At 30.6% G+C, this 17,697-nt stretch carries 16 protein-coding genes; 14 read left to right on the top strand and 2 right to left on the bottom strand.

What is annotated here, in order from left to right; translation table 11 throughout:
* Nucleotides 1-44 precede the first annotated feature (44 nt).
* The 7 genes from KGF41_RS10945 (at nucleotide 45) to KGF41_RS10915 (ending at nucleotide 8,136) form a co-directional block, all read left to right on the top strand.
* Nucleotides 45-839 (top strand): enoyl-CoA hydratase-related protein, encoded by a 795-nt coding sequence (locus KGF41_RS10945; RefSeq protein WP_227842798.1) that lies wholly within the window; start codon nucleotides 45-47, stop codon nucleotides 837-839.
* Nucleotides 840-942: 103 nt separating this feature from the next.
* Complete coding sequence (locus KGF41_RS10940; protein ID WP_227854710.1) at nucleotides 943-2,283, top strand: GntP family permease; 1,341 nt, start codon at nucleotides 943-945, stop codon at nucleotides 2,281-2,283.
* Between the two features lie 146 nt (nucleotides 2,284-2,429).
* Complete coding sequence (locus tag KGF41_RS10935) at nucleotides 2,430-3,662, top strand: CaiB/BaiF CoA transferase family protein (RefSeq protein ID WP_227842799.1); 1,233 nt, start codon at nucleotides 2,430-2,432, stop codon at nucleotides 3,660-3,662.
* 18 nt (nucleotides 3,663-3,680) lie between these two features.
* Nucleotides 3,681-4,823 carry an acryloyl-CoA reductase gene (gene acrC / locus KGF41_RS10930; protein ID WP_227829653.1) on the top strand — a complete coding sequence of 381 codons (1,143 nt, stop codon included), beginning with the start codon at nucleotides 3,681-3,683 and terminating at the stop codon, nucleotides 4,821-4,823.
* A 10-nt stretch (nucleotides 4,824-4,833) separates the two neighbouring features.
* Entirely contained in the window at nucleotides 4,834-5,628 is a 795-nt protein-coding gene (locus KGF41_RS10925; protein WP_227829652.1) for an electron transfer flavoprotein subunit beta/FixA family protein, read from the top strand.
* A gap of 13 nt (nucleotides 5,629-5,641) precedes the next feature.
* The gene (locus KGF41_RS10920) at nucleotides 5,642-6,661 is read left to right on the top strand and encodes an electron transfer flavoprotein subunit alpha/FixB family protein (protein WP_413841237.1); all 1,020 of its coding nucleotides are present in this window, start codon (nucleotides 5,642-5,644) and stop codon (nucleotides 6,659-6,661) included.
* Nucleotides 6,662-6,759: 98 nt separating this feature from the next.
* Nucleotides 6,760-8,136, top strand: a complete 1,377-nt coding sequence (locus KGF41_RS10915; protein ID WP_227829650.1) for a sigma-54 interaction domain-containing protein — start codon at nucleotides 6,760-6,762, stop codon at nucleotides 8,134-8,136.
* A 162-nt stretch (nucleotides 8,137-8,298) separates the two neighbouring features.
* On the opposite strand, the gene KGF41_RS10910 is transcribed toward KGF41_RS10915, so the two are convergent.
* On the bottom strand, nucleotides 8,299-8,643 hold the full coding sequence (locus tag KGF41_RS10910) for a hypothetical protein (RefSeq protein WP_227433370.1): 345 nt from the start codon (nucleotides 8,641-8,643) through the stop codon (nucleotides 8,299-8,301).
* A 495-nt stretch (nucleotides 8,644-9,138) separates the two neighbouring features.
* Between KGF41_RS10910 and KGF41_RS10905 the strand changes: the two genes are divergently transcribed.
* The 5 genes from KGF41_RS10905 to KGF41_RS10885 all read left to right on the top strand — a co-directional run bounded on the left by KGF41_RS10905 (nucleotide 9,139) and on the right by KGF41_RS10885 (nucleotide 13,803).
* A complete protein-coding gene (locus tag KGF41_RS10905) occupies nucleotides 9,139-10,149 on the top strand; it encodes a DUF4116 domain-containing protein (RefSeq protein WP_227842800.1) in 1,011 nt (336 codons plus the stop codon).
* A 114-nt stretch (nucleotides 10,150-10,263) separates the two neighbouring features.
* A complete protein-coding gene (locus tag KGF41_RS10900) occupies nucleotides 10,264-10,752 on the top strand; it encodes a flavodoxin family protein (RefSeq protein WP_227856661.1) in 489 nt (162 codons plus the stop codon).
* Between the two features lie 189 nt (nucleotides 10,753-10,941).
* Nucleotides 10,942-12,870, top strand: coding sequence for an EAL domain-containing protein (locus KGF41_RS10895; RefSeq protein WP_227829647.1), 1,929 nt, complete (start codon nucleotides 10,942-10,944; stop codon nucleotides 12,868-12,870).
* Between the two features lie 198 nt (nucleotides 12,871-13,068).
* Complete coding sequence (locus KGF41_RS10890; RefSeq protein ID WP_227433366.1) at nucleotides 13,069-13,479, top strand: universal stress protein; 411 nt, start codon at nucleotides 13,069-13,071, stop codon at nucleotides 13,477-13,479.
* A 21-nt stretch (nucleotides 13,480-13,500) separates the two neighbouring features.
* Nucleotides 13,501-13,803, top strand: a complete 303-nt coding sequence (locus KGF41_RS10885; protein ID WP_227829646.1) for a PTS sugar transporter subunit IIBC — start codon at nucleotides 13,501-13,503, stop codon at nucleotides 13,801-13,803.
* Nucleotides 13,804-14,077: 274 nt separating this feature from the next.
* On the opposite strand, the gene cdr is transcribed toward KGF41_RS10885, so the two are convergent.
* Nucleotides 14,078-16,567 (bottom strand): CoA-disulfide reductase, encoded by a 2,490-nt coding sequence (cdr, locus tag KGF41_RS10880; protein WP_227829645.1) that lies wholly within the window; start codon nucleotides 16,565-16,567, stop codon nucleotides 14,078-14,080.
* A gap of 176 nt (nucleotides 16,568-16,743) precedes the next feature.
* On the opposite strand from cdr, the gene KGF41_RS10875 reads away from it, so the two are divergent.
* Nucleotides 16,744-17,085 (top strand): rhodanese-like domain-containing protein, encoded by a 342-nt coding sequence (locus KGF41_RS10875; protein WP_227856660.1) that lies wholly within the window; start codon nucleotides 16,744-16,746, stop codon nucleotides 17,083-17,085.
* A gap of 30 nt (nucleotides 17,086-17,115) precedes the next feature.
* Nucleotides 17,116-17,676: a YeeE/YedE thiosulfate transporter family protein gene (locus KGF41_RS10870; protein ID WP_227829643.1), complete on the top strand. Its 561-nt coding sequence runs from the start codon at nucleotides 17,116-17,118 to the stop codon at nucleotides 17,674-17,676.
* Nucleotides 17,677-17,697 lie beyond the last annotated feature (21 nt).

The following is a 17,697-nucleotide window of genomic DNA, read 5'->3' as shown; positions in this document are numbered from 1 at the left end:
CAAGAAATGTAGAAAAAATAACAATGCATAATGGGGGGAATATGATGGGATTTGTAATGGAAAATTTGAAAAATCTTAAGGTGGAAGTTAAGGATAAAGTCTGTGTTATTACTATAAATAGACCTAAAGCTTTAAATGCTCTTAACAATGACACTCTTAGAGAATTATCTCAAGTTATTGATGTAGTATCAGAAAAGGAGGAAATATTAGGAGTTATTATTACTGGAGAAGGTAAAGTTTTTGTAGCTGGAGCTGATATACGTCAGATGCAAAACTATAAAAGTGAAGAAGGCAGAAAATATGCAGGTTATGCCCAAGGAATTTTTGATAAAATTGAAGCTCTTGAGAAAACAGTAATAGCAGCAGTCAATGGATATGCATTAGGTGGTGGATGTGAACTTGCTATGAGTTGTGACATTAGAATTGCATCAGAAAAGGCTATATTTGGACAACCTGAAGTTAATTTAGGAGTCATTCCATGTTTTGGTGGAACTCAAAGATTATCAAGACTTGTTGGAACTGGGATAGCCAAGGAATTAATTTTTACAGGAAGACAAGTAAACGCAGAAGAAGCTAAATCTATTGGTCTTATTAATAAAGTGGTTCCAAGTGATGTGCTTTTAGAAGAGACAATTAAGATGATGAACCAAATAGTTGAAAAAGCACCAATAGCAATAAGATATGCAAAAGTTGCTATTAATAAAGGGATAGATATGGATTTAAAAAATGCTCTTGAACTAGAGAAAGATATTGCAGGCTTAACTTTTGCTACAAGAGATAAGCAAGAAGGCATGGATGCATTTATAGAAAAGAGAAAACCGATTTTTGAAAATAAGTAATTATTATAACTAAAATTAGAACAAATATAGAATATATTCAAAATCTAAATTTCGTGAAAAAATACATATAGTTTTATAGTTTAATTTTAAAAGGAGTTAATTTATGAATACGGGAGTAATTATAAGTTTAGTAGGGATTATCATGGCTCTATCCCTTCTAGTTGTAATGGTTATGAAGGGAGTAAATATTTTTATAATAGCAATTGTATGTTCATTATTAGTTGCTATAACAGGGAATTTAAATGTGTATGATGCACTTAAGGTGGATTATATGACAGGATTTGTTGAATTTCTTCAGGCAAATTTCTTTATTTTCCTAACAGGTACCTTAATGGGAAAAATAATGGAGATTACTGGTGGAGCAAAATCTATTGCTAAGATGATTGTAAGATGGATTGGTAAGGATAAAGCATTACTTTCTATTCCAATAGCTTGTGGAATATTAGCTTATGGAGGAGTAAGCGTTTTCGTTGTAAGCTTTGCAGTGTTTCCGATAGCTTTAGAAATTTTTAAAGAAGCTGATTTGCCACGACGATTTATACCAGCAGCCTTGACTTTTGGATGTTCAACTTTTGCTATGGTTGCACCAGGGGCACCTCAGATTCATAATATTATTCCAGCTTCAACATTAGGGACAGATATTATGGCTGGAGCAGTAAATGGATTTATATCATGTGCAGTAATGTTTATAGTTGGAAGCACCATTTTATACAAGATGGTTTCAAAAGAAAAAGCCAATGGTGGGCATTTTATAGCACATGAATCAGATACATTTGATGAAGTAGCAACAACTAATTCTAAGAGAGAAAATGGTCCTAATGGTCTAATTGCGTTAATTCCATTAATAGTATCAATCCTAATAATTAATGTGAAAATTAATGGACAAGCAATAGTACCAATTGAGGTAGGAGTATTTATTGGAGCTTTATTAGTATATTTATTGTTAAATAAATATCAAGATAATGCAAAAATAGTTGGCCATGTTGGTGATGCATGTAAAACTACAGTAGTAGCAATATGTAATACTTGTGCTGTAGTAGCATTTGGTTCAGTTGTAAAATCAGCAGTCGGTTTTGACTTCATAGTTAATGCTATGACTAATATTCCTGGACCTCCTATTGCAGGGGCTGCAGTTGGAACTACAGTTATTGCGGGTATCTGTGGGTCAGCTTCAGGTGGACTTGGAATTGCGGCTCCACTTCTTGGACCAGTATTTTTAGCTAAGGGTGTCTCTGCTGCAGCATTAACTAGAACTATGGCAATTTCGTCAGCAGCATTAGATTCACTTCCACACAATGGATATATCGTTACTGTAACAAATGGTCTATGTAATGAATCACATAAGGATGCTTATATGCCAATATTCTGGGTAACTGTTTTAACCCCGATTATTGGAACCGTAGTAGCAGTTCTTATGTTTACAATGTTCCCAGGATTACCATAACAGAAAAGACAAAAAGTATAAATTATATTTTGATATTGTAGAATCAATTTTCAAAGTATATAAAGTATATACAATAAATTTTATGTTTTAATACCATAAATACCATATTTAAAATACCAAGTTGACAGTATAAGGAGGAATTGAAAGTGTTAAATAAACCATTAGAAGGAGTTAAGGTCATTGACTTAACATATTTTGTAGCAGGTCCAGGAACTTCCAAAATATTAGCTGACTGGGGTGCTGATGTTATTAAGGTAGAGCCAAGCTTTGGAGACCCAGGAAGAAAGACAGGGGCAACAATGACAATGCCAATAGATGATTATAATAATCCTTTCTACAGCACATATAATTCAAATAAAAGAGGTTTGTCTATAAATCTTAAGAGTGAAACTGGAATTGAAATTATGGATAAGCTTTTAAGTGAAGCAAACGTATTTGTTTCAAGCTATAGAACAGGAGCATTAAAAAGACTAGGTCTTGACTATGAATCATTAAGCAAAAAGCATCCACATCTTATCTGGGGACAAATAAATGGTTTTGGCGATTTTGGACCTGCTAAGGATAATGCAGGTTTTGATACAGTTGCCTTTTGGGCAAGAAGTGGAGCTATGCTTGATATCGCAGAGAAGGATACAAGCCCAATAAACCCACCTATAGCCTTTGGAGATGCCACAACTTCTTGTAGTTTATCTGGAGGTATATGTGCAGCTTTGTATCAACAAGCTAAGACTGGAAAAGGACAAAAAGTAATGGCATCTTTATTTGGACAAGCAATATGGAATGCATCATCTTTATTAGCATCTACACAGTTTAGCGATGAGTATCCAAAAACTAGAAAAAATGCTATTTCTCCAGTAATAAACTCTTATCGTTGTAAGGATGGAAAGTGGATATTCTTAAGTATCCTAGAGCATGAAAGATATTTTGAGGCACTTTGCAGATTATTTGGAAGAGAAGATTTAATAAAAGAAGAAAAATTTGCATCTTCAGTAGAAAGTAAGAAAAATGCTACAGAGCTTATTAATATTTTGGATGGTGAATTTGCAAAATTCACTCAAAATGAGATGGTTGAAAAGCTTACTACTGCGGATATAGCCCATGAAAGAATTCAACATGTTAATGATGTAGTAACTGATGAACAGGCTATTGCTAATAACTATATATATGAACATACAAGTAAAAATGGAAATAAGACAATGCTTGCATCCACTCCAGTTAAGTTTGGAAATATTGAAGTTAACATGACTTGTGATGCTCCACTTATAGGAGAACATTCAGATGAGATATTGAGAGAACTTGGATACAGTGATTCTGATATAGAAGTTCTAATTGAGTCTGGAATTGTAGCAATGAATAAAGAAACATGTGAAGTACGTTAATAAATAGGAGGAAATTTTATGGATTTTAGATTAACAGAAGCACAATTAATGCTTCAAAGAGTAGCAAAAGAATTTGCAGAGAAGGAAATAGCACCAATAGCTGCTGAAACTGATAGAACAGGTATTTTTCCAAGAGAGCTTTTTAGCAAAATGGCTAAAATAGGCTTTAATGGTATTGGAACACCTGTAGAGTATGGTGGTTCTGGTGGAGCAGATATAGAAAAGGTAATTGTTGTTACTGAGGTTGCCAAAAAATGTGCAGCATCTGCAGCAATATTATCAATACACACAATATATGCTCAAGCTATTTTAAAATTTGGTACTGAGGAGCAAAAGAAAAAATACCTTCCGATGATGGCTGAAGGTGGGTGTGTAGGTGCTTTTGCTTTAACTGAGCCTAATGCTGGTTCAGATGCCGCAAGAGCTGCAACAACTGCAATCATTGATGAAGCAACTGATGAATATGTCTTAAATGGGACTAAGTGCTTTATTTCTGGTGGAGGTCAAGCAGAATCATTAATAATATTTGCACTTACAGAGCCATCAAAGGGAATAAAGGGAATGTCTGCTATCATCGTTGACAAAGGGACTCCAGGTTTTTCAATAGGAAAAATTGAAGAAAAAATGGGTATCCATGGTTCAGAAACTGCAGAGTTAATATTTGATAACTGTAGAGTTCCAAAGTCTAATTTATTAGGAAAAGAAGGAAAAGGCTTTAACATAGCTATGACTTGCCTAGATGGAGCAAGAATTGGAGTTGGAGCTCAAGCTGTAGGAATTGCTGAAGGGGCTTTAGAAGAAAGTATCAAATATTCTAAAGAAAGAGTTCAGTTTGGCAAACCAATTTCAGCTTTGCAAGGTATTCAATGGTATATAGCAGATATGGCGACTATGGTGGAATCAGCAAAGTTGTTGGTATATTATGCTGCAGACTTAAAAGCTAGAGGAGAAAAACATACTAAAGAAGCTGCTATGGCAAAATACAATGCGTCACGTACTGCAAGAGAGGTTACAAACCTAGCTCTTCAAATCCATGGAGGATATGGATATATGAAGGATTATCCATTAGAGAGAATGTACAGAGATGCCAAGATAACAGAAATTTATGAAGGTACTTCAGAAATACACAAGGTTGTTATTTCAAGAGCAGTACTAGGATAGGAGGAAGAGCATGAATATAGTTGTTTGCTTAAAGCAAGTTCCAGATACTAATGAAGTTAAAATAAATAAAGAGACAGGTACCCTAATAAGAGATGGTGTACCAAGTATAATCAATCCAGATGATAGAAATGCTTTAGAAGAAGCTTTAAAAATAAAAGATGAACTGGGAGCAGTGATTAAGGTTATAAGCATGGGACCTCCTCAGGCTAAAAGTGCTTTAAAAGAAGCTTTGGCAATGGGCGCTGACGAAGCATACTTAATTTCAGATAGAGCTTTTGGTGGTTCAGATACCTGGGCCACATCTACAATTATTGCTGCTGCTATAGAGAAGGTTGGAAAGTATGATGTAATATTCTGTGGAAGACAAGCTATAGATGGAGATACAGCTCAGGTTGGACCAGAGGTTGCAGAATTCTTAGGGGTACCACAGGTTACCTATGCAAAAGAAGTAAAGGTTCAAGATGATAAATTACTAGTAACTCGTTATACAGAGACAGGAGATTATTTAATAGAAGCAAAGATGCCAGTTTTACTAACTGCTATAAAAGAGTTAAATAATCCAAGATATCCAAGTGTCAAAGGAATCTTAGGAGCTTATAATAATGGAGATGCAAAGATTACTGTGTTAACACTTGAAGACTTAGCTGTTGATACAACTCAAATTGGATTAAAGGGTTCACCTACAAATGTTTACAAGTCTTTTGTACCAGTTAAAGACAAGCATAATGAAATAATCGAAGGTATAAATAAAAAGGAAAAAGCTGAGAAATTAGTAGAAATACTATTCGATTTGAAACTAGTATAGGAGTGTTAAGATGATGAGAGCAAAAGTTAATCAAGGTATAAATTTAAATGATTATAATGGCGTTTGGGTAATAGGAGAGCAAAGGGAAGGCAAAATCAATCCTGTTACTATAGAACTTATTGGTGAGGGAAGAAAGCTTGCTGACCAATTAGGAAAAGAGCTTGCAGTTGTAATAGCTGGATATGAAGTAGAGAAAGAAGTAAAGGAGTTACTTCACTATAGTGTTGATAAAGCATATTATATCAACGACCCTCTTCTTAAAGATTTCACAACTGATGGATATGCAATTTCAATAGCAGGTTTAATTGAAGAGAAAAAGCCAGAGGTTGTACTAGTTGGAGCTACTTCTATAGGAAGAGATATCGCACCTAGAATTGCAGGTAAAGTTGGAACAGGTCTAACTGCTGACTGTACAAAACTTGAAATAGATTCAACGGATAATAAGTTATTACAAACAAGACCAGCCTTTGGTGGAAATTTAATGGCTACTATTGTTTGTCCAAAAAATAGACCACAGATGTCAACAGTTCGTCCAGGGGTTATGGCAAAAGCTGTAAGAAGTGAATCAGAGGCTGGAGTTTTAGAGGTTATTACTCCAGAACTTAATGAAAAAATGATTAGAACTAGATTAGTAGAAATGCTTCCACAAGAAAAGAAATCCATAAATCTAACTGATGCTAGAATAATAGTATCAGCAGGAAGAGGATTAAAGAAGGCAGAAGGATTTGAACTAATAAAAGAATTGGCGGATAAATTGGGGGCAGAGATTGGTGCTTCAAGAGCGGCAGTAGATTCAGGGTGGATAGAGCATTCTCATCAAGTGGGACAAACAGGAACTACTGTTAGACCAGAGTTATACATTGCATGTGGGATATCTGGAGCAATACAGCATTTAGCAGGTATGAGTGATTCTAAATATATAGTTGCTATAAATAAAGATTCCAAAGCCCCTATTTTCAGTATATGTGACTATGGAATTGTAGGAGATTTATATGAAATTCTACCTGAAATAATAGAATCATTAAATAGGTAACTTCTAGAAAACATTGAATACATAGAATGGTAAGTCTTATAATATTGTATTGTAAGACTTATTATTTTTGCTGAAGGTTATAGTGGAGGGATGAAACAATGAAAGAGCACTGGTATAAGGATATATTTGCAAGAGTGTTATCCATGACTGATGATGGTTTTATTGTTGTAAATAAAGATGGAGTAATCATAGATATTAACGATAAATATTGTGACTTCTTAGGGAAAGAAAGAGACGATATAATAGGACACAATATACAAAGTATTATACCAAATACAAAAATGCTAGACATTATGAGAGATAAGTATTGTGAAGAAGGAGCTATACATCATTACTCAGGTGGAAATACAAAAGAAAAAAGTGTAATAGTAAGTAGGTCTTATGTGGAAAATGACAATGGAGAAGTAGTTGCAGGAGTAGCTCAAGTTAAATTTAGATTGCAATCCTTTGATGTAGCTAAAAAGTTAATGTCAGAATATATGGAGCTCCAATATTATAAAGAACAGTTTAAGGATAACTGTGGTTTTGACAAGCTCATAGGTGAAAATAGAGATTTCATAGAACTTAAGAAAACAGGTGTGAAAGCTTCTAAAACGAACTTCTCAGTTCTTTTAACAGGTGAAACTGGCACAGGTAAAGAAGTTTTTGCTAGAGCAATTCACAATAATAGCAGTAGGTCAGACAAACCCATGGTTAGTATAAACTGTGCTGCAATACCAGAAGAATTATTAGAATCAGAGCTATTTGGGTATGACGAAGGAGCTTTTACAGGAGCAAAAAAAGGCGGCAAAAAAGGTAAATTTTTAGTTGCGAATAATGGTACAATCTTCTTAGATGAAATAGGTGACATGCCTTTGACCATGCAAGCAAAACTTTTAAGAGTTCTTCAGGAAAGTGAGATAGAACCAGTTGGAGGTCTTAAAACTATAAAGATAGATGTAAGAGTAATCTCTGCTACAAGAAAGAATTTAAGTAAAATGGTTGAAGAGGGATTATTTAGAGAAGACTTATACTATAGGTTAAATGTAATAAATATTCATATGATGGAATTAAAGGATAGACAAGATGATATTTTATTGCTAGCAAATTATATATTAAATAAATTAAATGTTGAATATAAGGAATTGAAGGTTTTAAGTGATAAGGTTAAAAATTGTTTTATTAACTATATTTGGCCAGGAAATATAAGAGAACTACAAAATGTAATAAAAAGCGCCTATGCTGTAAGTGATGATATGGTCATTATGATGTGTGACCTTCCATCTAAAATGGATAATATCAGCAGAGTGGCTCAATGTAATGTGGATAGTAATTGCTCAATTCATGAAATGGTTGAAAATTATGAGAAGAGTTTAATTATTGATGTGTTAAGGAAGTACAATTGGAAATGTTCTAAGGCAGCAGAGGTTATGGGAATACACAAAAGTCTTTTGTATAAGAAAATAAAAAAGTATGAAATTGAATTAAACAATTAAGATGACTTTAATTAAGATTAATTAATTTTGGACATAACAAAACCCTCCTAGTTTTAGACAGTTTTACATATTTTAACTGTCTCCTAAGAGGGGTATCGTTCAAAATTAGAGTGACTTTTATCTAACATTTACAAAAACTGTTTTGAATAGTTCTTTTGTTATTTAATCATAATTTTCTACTTCTTTATCAAGTTCTTTTCCACAAGAATCACATTTATATATAGCATTATATCCGTAATCATATTCATCAACTATTTTCTTTTGTCTAAATACACCACCACAATCACATAAGAAACCGTTTTTTATAAGAGTAACAATAAATTGTGATTTTATAAACTTTATATCATTACATTTATCATTAGTGTAAAAATTATAAATATAAGAGTTGTCACATTCATCTCTCAATTCAAATTTTTCAATATATGTGTTGTTTTTTAACTCCTCAAACTCTTCTTTAGTTAAGTATGACTTTTGTTGCAATTCGTGTAAGCGCTTAATTTGGTCCATAATTTATATCCTCCTAATAATTTTAGTATTTTAAGCTTAGATAAGGACTCTAAGTTTTATTAAATTTATCTCAAGGAATTATTTAAATTATATTTAGTTTTATTTAATTACAACATAAATAAATTAGCTATAAATAAAAACTAATTTTAAAAATAATTTCCTATGAAAATCTAAATTACTAACCCCTTACTAACCCGAAAAACTAAAAAAGAAAATAAAAAATATATCCAATCTAAATGATATATAAATAAAGATATTTTATATAAATTTAACTTTAAATATCTCAACTGTAATATATAAAAATATATTATAGTTAAAATATACCACATATTTTGGGTATTGTATACTGGAATTGAAGCAATTAATTTATTTTTTAACATACAAATGATTTTATAAAAAAAAACAAGACTGAAAAATTCTTATATTATTTGATAGAATAAAAATAAGAGTAAATTTATTGAATTTTATAAAATTTATAAGGAGTGAGTTCAAGATATGCAAGAGAATAAAAATGATATATTTGAATCAATAGATAACAATGACTTTGACAATAAAACAGAAGACGAATATTTAGAAATAGTAAAGCAAAATGGGTTAAATTTAATATACATAAAAAATCAAACAGAAAAGATATGTCTGGAGGCTGTTAAACAAAATTGTAATGCGATAAAATGTGTTGATAATCAAACAGAAAAAATTTGCATGGAAGCAGTCAAGCAAGATTGGAGAATGTTAGAATTTGTGGAAGAGCCAACAGAAGAAATATGTATGTTAGCACTTAGCCAAGATGGAACAGCATTAAAATATATAGAAAATCAGACAGAAGAATTATGTTTAAGAGCTGTTGAAAAAAATGGTACAGCCTTAGCATTTGTAAAAGAGCAAACAGAAGAAATATGTATAGAAGCGGTTAGAAATAGTGAGTTTGGATTAGCAAGAGTAAAAAATCAAACAGATAAGATATGTATGGAAGCAGTTAAACAATGTAGTTATAATTTAAAATGGGTGGAAAATCAGACTGAAGAAATATGCATGGAGGCAGTAAGACAAAATGGGCTTGATTTGAAGTTTGTAAAAAATCAGACAGAAACAATATGTTTAAGAGCAGTAAGACAAAATGGTATGGCTTTAGAATTTGTAAAGGAACAGACTGTTGGAATATGCTTGAAAGCAGTGAGACAATATGGAATGGCTCTAAAATTTGTGAAAGAACAAACAGAAGAAATTTGTACAGAGGCTGTTAAACAAGATAAAAGAGCACTTAGTTTTGTCAAAGGAGATAAAGAAAAATATAAAGATTTATGCGACGGGAATGAGCCATTTGCAAAAAGATATGTTAGAAATGTAATAGAAAAAGAAAATAGAGCTTTGATTAAAAAAGGAGAAGAAAATGCAAAAATCAAAATTGCAGGAAAACTTCATGATAGAGGCATGTCTTTTGAAGATATATCAGATATAGTTGAGATTGAAATAAACAAGTTAAAGGTGAGTTTGGGGATTTTTTAATATAAAATAGTTAATTAAAAAATAATTGGATAGTCCTTTGTAGGATAGTAAAATAAGTGCTATAATTTGACATATAATAAATTATTTTTATTACACATTAAGGAGGGATTGAAATTGAAAATTACAATATTATATCAAACAAGAAGTGGAAACACAGAAAGAGTAGCTAAGTTAATAGAAGATGGTGCTAAAAATGTAGAAGGAATAGAAGTTAGACTTATGAGATTTGATAGTATTGATACAGAGTATTTAAATGAAAGTAAAGCAGTAATATTTGGAACACCAACATATTTAGCTAATACAACTTGGGAAGTAAAAAAATGGTTTGATGAGGATTCAAAAAAGATAAATCTAGCTGGCAAGTTGGGAGCAGTTTTTGCTACATGTGACTATGTCTGTGGCGGTCCTGATGTTGCAATTCTTACTATAGTAGGGCATTTAATGGTTAAGGGAATGCTTGTGTACTCTGGAGGTGGTTCTTTAGGAAAACCATTTATACATTTAGGACATGTACATTCAACTGAAGGGCCAGAAATACAAGACGAAAAAGCTGTAATATTTGGAGAAAGAATTGCTACAAAAGCAAAAGAATTATTTGCTTAATTTCTATATACATAACAATGCTTGAGATAAGTTTAATGCTTTAATGAGGATTTAAGGTAAAAATTGTATACAAATAAAAATTTTCCATAAAATTACTCAATATGCTATCAATATGAATTATAATATGATTGTAAACATATTATATTAAATAAAATAGTGAAAATTAAACAATAATAGTGAGGTAAGTTTATGGTATGGCATATAGAATATGAAATTTTTTCTGCAATTATAGTTGTTTTTTTGATGGTATACTTTTTTAAAAGTAAATTTATACCTACTTTACAAAATAAAATATACTGTGCACTTTTAATTTGTTCATTTTTATTCATAATTTCAAATGTTTTAGGCTCACTTTGTCTAAATAATATAAATAAACTTCCAATTTTTTTGACTGGTTTATTGAATCAAATATATTTATTTTTATTGCCGATACCAGCGGCTCTTGTATTATTTTATGTCATGGCTATTATTTATCAGGATATTAGATATATGAAAAAAAAGCTTTTATTTTTATCTATACCACTTATAATTTGCATAATTTTATCTATAACTAATCCTTTTACACACATTTTATTTGGATTGTCAAAAGAAACAGGTTATGTTCGTGGCTATGGATATACTGCAACTTTTTTATCATTTTTCTTTTATGCAATATATTCGGCATTTTTATCTTTTAAATACAAAAAAGCAATGCATGAATCTAAAATATGGGCTATTAGAGGTTTTCTTATAGTTTCAGTTATAGCAATTATTTTACAAGCGATTTTTTTACAGTATCTTCTTACAGGAACAGCATGTGCATGTAGTTTACTTTTGACATATCTTTCTATGCAGAATCGAGGTCTTATCATTGATGACCTTACTGGTGTACTTAATAGACAATCCTTTATTCAAGAACTAGATTTAAATATAAATACTGAACAGTCAGGATTTATTATTACAATTGCTCTTGATGATTTCAAATTTATGAATGAAACTTTTGGGACTAAAAATGGAGATATTGCATTAAAAGAAGTTGGGAAATATTTGATTCATATTCATGATGTAAATCATGTATATAGAATAGGAGGAGATATATTTTCTATTGTTGTTAATAGTCAGTTAGGAATATCTCCAGAGACAATTATCAATGAGATAAAAGAAAGATTTAAAAAACCATGGCTAATAGAAGAAATAAGTTTTAATTTATCAACTAGTATTGCAGCTGTTTCTTTTCCAGAAAATGCTGAAACGACAGAAGATGTTATAGTTGCAATTGACTTCTCTATACATGAAGCAAAACGCTCTGAATCAAGACAAGTTATTTATGCAGATGCGTCTATAAGTGAAAAGATAAAGAAAAAACATATAATAAAAAATTGTTTGAAAGAAGCTCTAGAAAATGATGGTTTTGATGTATATTATCAGCCTATATTTTCTACTAGTAAAGATAGATTTGCTTTAGCTGAGGCTTTGATTAGGCTAGAACATAAAGAACTAGGGTTTATACCACCAGATGAATTTATACCAATTGCAGAGCAGACAGGTCTTATTAATTCAATTGGGTTAGTGGTTTTTGAGAAGGTATGTAAATTTATAGCTAGTGATGATTTTGAAGATTTAAAGCTAGACACCATAGCTGTTAATCTTTCTGTAGTACAATGTATGCAGAAGAATTTGGCTGATGATTTGTTTAATATTATGAAAAAATACAATGTGTCACCAACTAAATTTAAATTTGAAATTACAGAAACTGTGGCATCAGGTTCATTTAATACAATTAGAGAGACCATGGAAAAATTAATTGATTTAGGGGTTAAATTTGCACTTGACGATTTTGGAATTGGTTATTCTGGAGTTACGAATATGCTTTCCTTACCATTTTCAGTAATTAAGTTAGATAAGAGTCTGATTTGGTCTATGAATGAAGATAGTAAGCATAAGCTCACAGTTGAAACTATTATATCGCTTATAAATAAATTAAATATGAAACCTGTAGCAGAAGGTGTTGAAACCATTGAATACGCTAAAGATTTAAAGTCTATGAATTGTGAATATTTACAAGGGTATTATTTCTCTAAACCTGTTCCAGAGGAAATTTTAAGGGATTTGTTGAGAGAAAATGCTTTTACGGTTTAATACCCTTTATTTTTTTAATTACAATTTTGTTCATTGACACTATTAGTCAAATATTATAAAATTAACACAATAATAAATATTAAAATTATTATATATATTATTAATATTTATTCCTAGAGTAAAGATTTATTATATATTTTTATAGCTTAAAATATATATTTTACTTAATTATTCTAAAGTAAGAAAGGAAGATGTGACATGAATAAAAAGAAAATATTAGTACCAATTGATGGAACAGAAAGAAGTATGCATTCTTTGGAATTTATACAAGGAATATTCAAAAAAGATGAAGTCGAAGTGGAAATAATGAATGTAAAAGAACTAGTATTTATTGATGGCATATCCCTAGCTGAAGAGATAAAGAATTCTGAAAACTTAGGAAGACGAATCCTGGACAGAGCAGCAGAGATAATGGGAGAGTATGATGTTAAAGTTCATTTTACTTTTGGTTATCCAGGAGATGAAATAATTAGAAAAGCAAAAGAAGATAATGTAGATATTATAGTTATGACAAAATCTACTAAAAAAGGTCTAACAAGAATGATAGGTTCAGTAACAGCAAGTGTAGTTAAACAAGCAAAGTGTATAGTGATGATTGTACCGGAGTAGAATTAGTGAGGTATCTGAAATATGAATAAAAAGATAGTAGCAGTTTGTGAAAGTGAAAAAAGTTCAAATTCTCTTAAAGAAGCTGCAAATATTTTAGGGTTTGACTTAGTTTATGAAATTCAAAGTGATGGAAGTATAAAAAATGAACTTTCTATATATGATATAGAAGATGCATCTATAGTGTTATTTGTTACAAGTGATTCTATAGAGAGTATAGAAAAGATTGATAGATTTATAGATAGGGAGTTTTATGAGGTTGATCCAAAATATATAATAAGTGATGCAAAATCTATAGTAAATGAAATTTTAATAGATTTAAATTAATCTTAAAAATATAGAAAGGGAGTGTCTTAAAATGATTTTTGAAAATCATAAATGAGATACTCTCTTTTATGTAAATACAAGAAATTCGCTATTGCAAAAAAGTCAACTACAGCAACCTCATTTTTTTCTACATCCTTGTTAAATTGCTATTATTAAGTGCTTGTGCCATTTGTATATCCTCCATAATTTTTATTGTCTTGCTAAGATGTTTATATTTTATGATAATAAAAAAATATATCTGTGATAATATCACAAATATATTTTTAATTTAAACTTATACAAATAGATTCAATCCAGCATCTTCAGTAGCACCTAAATATGAAGCTACTCCTCCTAAATCAACACCATCTATAAACTCTTCTGACTTTATTCCCATTAAATCCATACTCATCGTACATGCCACAACTTTTACACCCATATCCATAGCATTTTTTATTAAAGTATCTAAGTCATCAACGTTGTGCTTTTTCATTATTTGGTTTATCATCTTAGGTCCCATTCCAGCCATGTTCATTTGAGATAATGGTAATTTACCTGTATGAGATGGTAACATAATATCGAACATTTTTTCCATAGTATCTTTTGATACATTCGGCTTATCTTTTCTCTTTAATATATTAAGTCCCCAGAATGTGAAGAACATAGTTACCTCTTTACCCATAGATGCAGCTCCAGTTGCAATTATAAATGACGCTATAGCCTTATCTAAATCTCCACTAAATACTACTAGTGTTGCTCCATTTTTATCACTTTGATTTATATTGCAAGATGGATTTACATTTAATACAGTTAGTCCTTTTCTAATATATGCTACAAATGCTTTCTTTGTCTTATCAAACTCAGCCTTCATTAATGTATTTCTTGTCTTTTCACACCAAGATTGTATATCCCTGCTAAATCCTGGATCGCTTGCTCTAACTTCTAATATTTGACCTTCTTGCATTTTGTTGATTTCTTCAAATACTCTTCTTATTGGTCCTGGGCATTGAAGTCCACATGCATCTAGTGTAACATTAGCATCTATTTTTGCTATATCTATGTTTTCCATATCCATATCAAAATCCTCACTATTTGTATTTATTTTCTCACTTTTATTCTGTTTATTTATGCTTTCTTCTGCTCTTTTTACTGCTAAATATGTTTTTACTCCACCATCTATGTTAATACACTTAAGCCCATGTTGTTCAAGTATTCTACAAGCAACATATCCTCTAAGTCCAATTTGGCAAGTAGCATATAACTTTTTATTTTTTGGTATTTCATTTAGTCTATCTCTTAGCTGACCTAATGGTATGTGCATAGAATTTGGAATTTTTCCAGTAGCTAATTCAAACTCTTCTCTTACATCTATTATTACACCACTATCAGCTATTATATTGTCAACTTCATTCCATTGTACTATCTCAACCAGATCCTCTATAATATTTGATGCATAATATCCTAACATATTAACTGGATCTTTAGCTGAGTTATATGGTGGAGCGTAGCAGGTTTCTATATCTGGTAAATCAAATACAGTAAGACCACCTTTTATTGCTGTAGCTAATACATCTATACGTTTTTCAACCCCTTCTATTCCAACTCCTTGAGCTCCAAAAATCTTTCCTGTCTTAGGGTCGAAAGTCATCTTAAGAGATATAGGAAATGCTCCTGGATAATATCCAGCATGAGATCCCGGATGTATATGAATAGCTTTATAATCTAGACCTATTCTTTTTAATGTTTTTTCATTATTTCCAGTAGTAGCAACTGTATAATCAAATACTTTTGCTACTGATGAACCTAATGTTCCTTGGTAAGTAATATCTCTTCCACATATATTATCAGCTACCAATCTTCCTTGCCTATTTGCTGGCCAAGCTAAGGGAATCATTGTAGGTTTTTTATTTATAAAATCAGTTATCTCTACCGCATCTCCAAGTGCATATATATTCTCATCAGAGGTTTTCATATAATTATCAACTATTATAGCTCCTCTTTCATTTAACTTAAGTCCTGCTTCTTTCGCTATAGTTGTTTCTGGCTTAACTCCAATAGATAGTATTATCATATCTGTTTTTATTTCTTTTCCACTGGATAATATTACTTTATTTCCATTTTCAGAAAAAAATTTAACTCCGTCTTTTAAAATCAACTCAATATCTTTACTTATTAAATGATCATGTATCACACTTACCATTTCTATATCTAATGGTGCCATAACTTGTTCACTTGCTTCTACTAAAGTAAGTTTTATACCTTTATCATGAAGATTTTCTGCCATTTCAAGACCAATAAACCCTCCACCTATAACCACTGCATGTTTTGGTTTATTATTATCTACATATGTTTTTATTTTATCTGTATCTGGTATATTTCTAAGTGTAAATAAGTTTTTGCATTCATTTATACCTGAAATAGGTGGTTTTATAGGCTTGGCTCCTGGAGAAAGTACTAATACATCATAACTTTCTTCATACGTTTCACCTGTTTTGTGGTTTTTTACACTTACACTTTTATTTTCTTTATCTATTTTTATAACTTCACTTAAGTTTCTTATATCTAAATTAAACTTTGAACTCATTGTTTCTACAGTTTGAACTATTAGCTTTTCTCTTTCATTTATGCTTCCTCCTATATAATATGGAAGACCACAATTTGCAAATGATATATATTCACCTTTTTCAAACATTATAATTTGAGCCTTTTCATCTAAACGTCTTAATCTAGCCGCAGTTGATGCTCCCCCTGCAACTCCACCTACTATAATAATCTTTTTATTCATAAAAGTATCTCCTTTTTATATATTGTAAAATTTATGATATTTTTTTAACACATCTTTATCATATTCTAAATCCATGTTTTAATCTGTAACTTAATCACATAACTTTTTGTTTTTTTAAACTATAATAAAAAATATCAACCGCAATCAAAACTTATAATTAGAAAGGAGAAATTAATATGAGCTTTTTTTTAGAACTTTTCAAAGGCAGTAAACATGAGAATATTGATGGTATGGAATTAAACATACTTTTAAAAAATAACAAAAAAACATTAATATTAGACGTTAGAACATCAGGAGAATACAGTACTTTCAATATTCCAAAGTCTAAAAATATACCTGTACATGAATTAAAATCTAAATTAAACACTTTAGATTTATATAAGAATTCTACTATAGTTGTTTATTGTGCATCAGGTGCAAGAAGTAATTCTGCTGCAAAAATATTATCTAGAAATGGATTTAATAGTGTTTATAACTTAAAAGGTGGAATATCGAGCTATATATCAAAGAAAAAGTAAAATAGTATTACAATATTTTAGGAGGTAATCATGAATAATCAAAAATGGTTAAAAGGAGCAATTATATTAGGGTTATCATTTTTTATATCAGTTTTATTAATTAAGCCAATAGGAGTATCTACCCAATTTTCAGTTCTATCAGGTATAGTTCATAGCTCTATGGACCAAGGGATAATACAAGAAGATAATGAAAGAGAAACTGGATATAAAAGTACAAATGAGTATTATGATAAATCAGATGGTAAACTAGCTAAATCAATAAAAAATCCTATTAATTATGATTTTATATTTGTACTAGCAATACCCTTAGGTAGTTTTATAGGTCATGCAACTAGGAATAAAAAAGAAAATAAGCTATATTCAGAGGATATCTGTAAGGTAAATACAAATAAAAACTTTATACAAAAATACTTGCCTAGCTTTATGGGTGGATTTTTACTATTATATGGAGCTAGATTAGCCGATGGATGTACTAGTGGCCATATGATGAGTGGTATGATGCAATCAAGTGTTAGTGGATATGTATTTGCAGGTGTTGTATTTGCTGTTGCTATACCAACTGCTATTTTAGTTAAGAAATTCAAATATTAATAAGAAGTTAGGAGAAAATAA

It is taken from the genome of Clostridioides sp. ZZV14-6150 (genome assembly GCF_020657875.1).
GTDB lineage: Bacteria > Bacillota > Clostridia > Peptostreptococcales > Peptostreptococcaceae > Clostridioides.
Note: the sequence above shows the minus strand (reverse complement) of the source record. Positions and strands in the feature narration are given on the sequence as shown.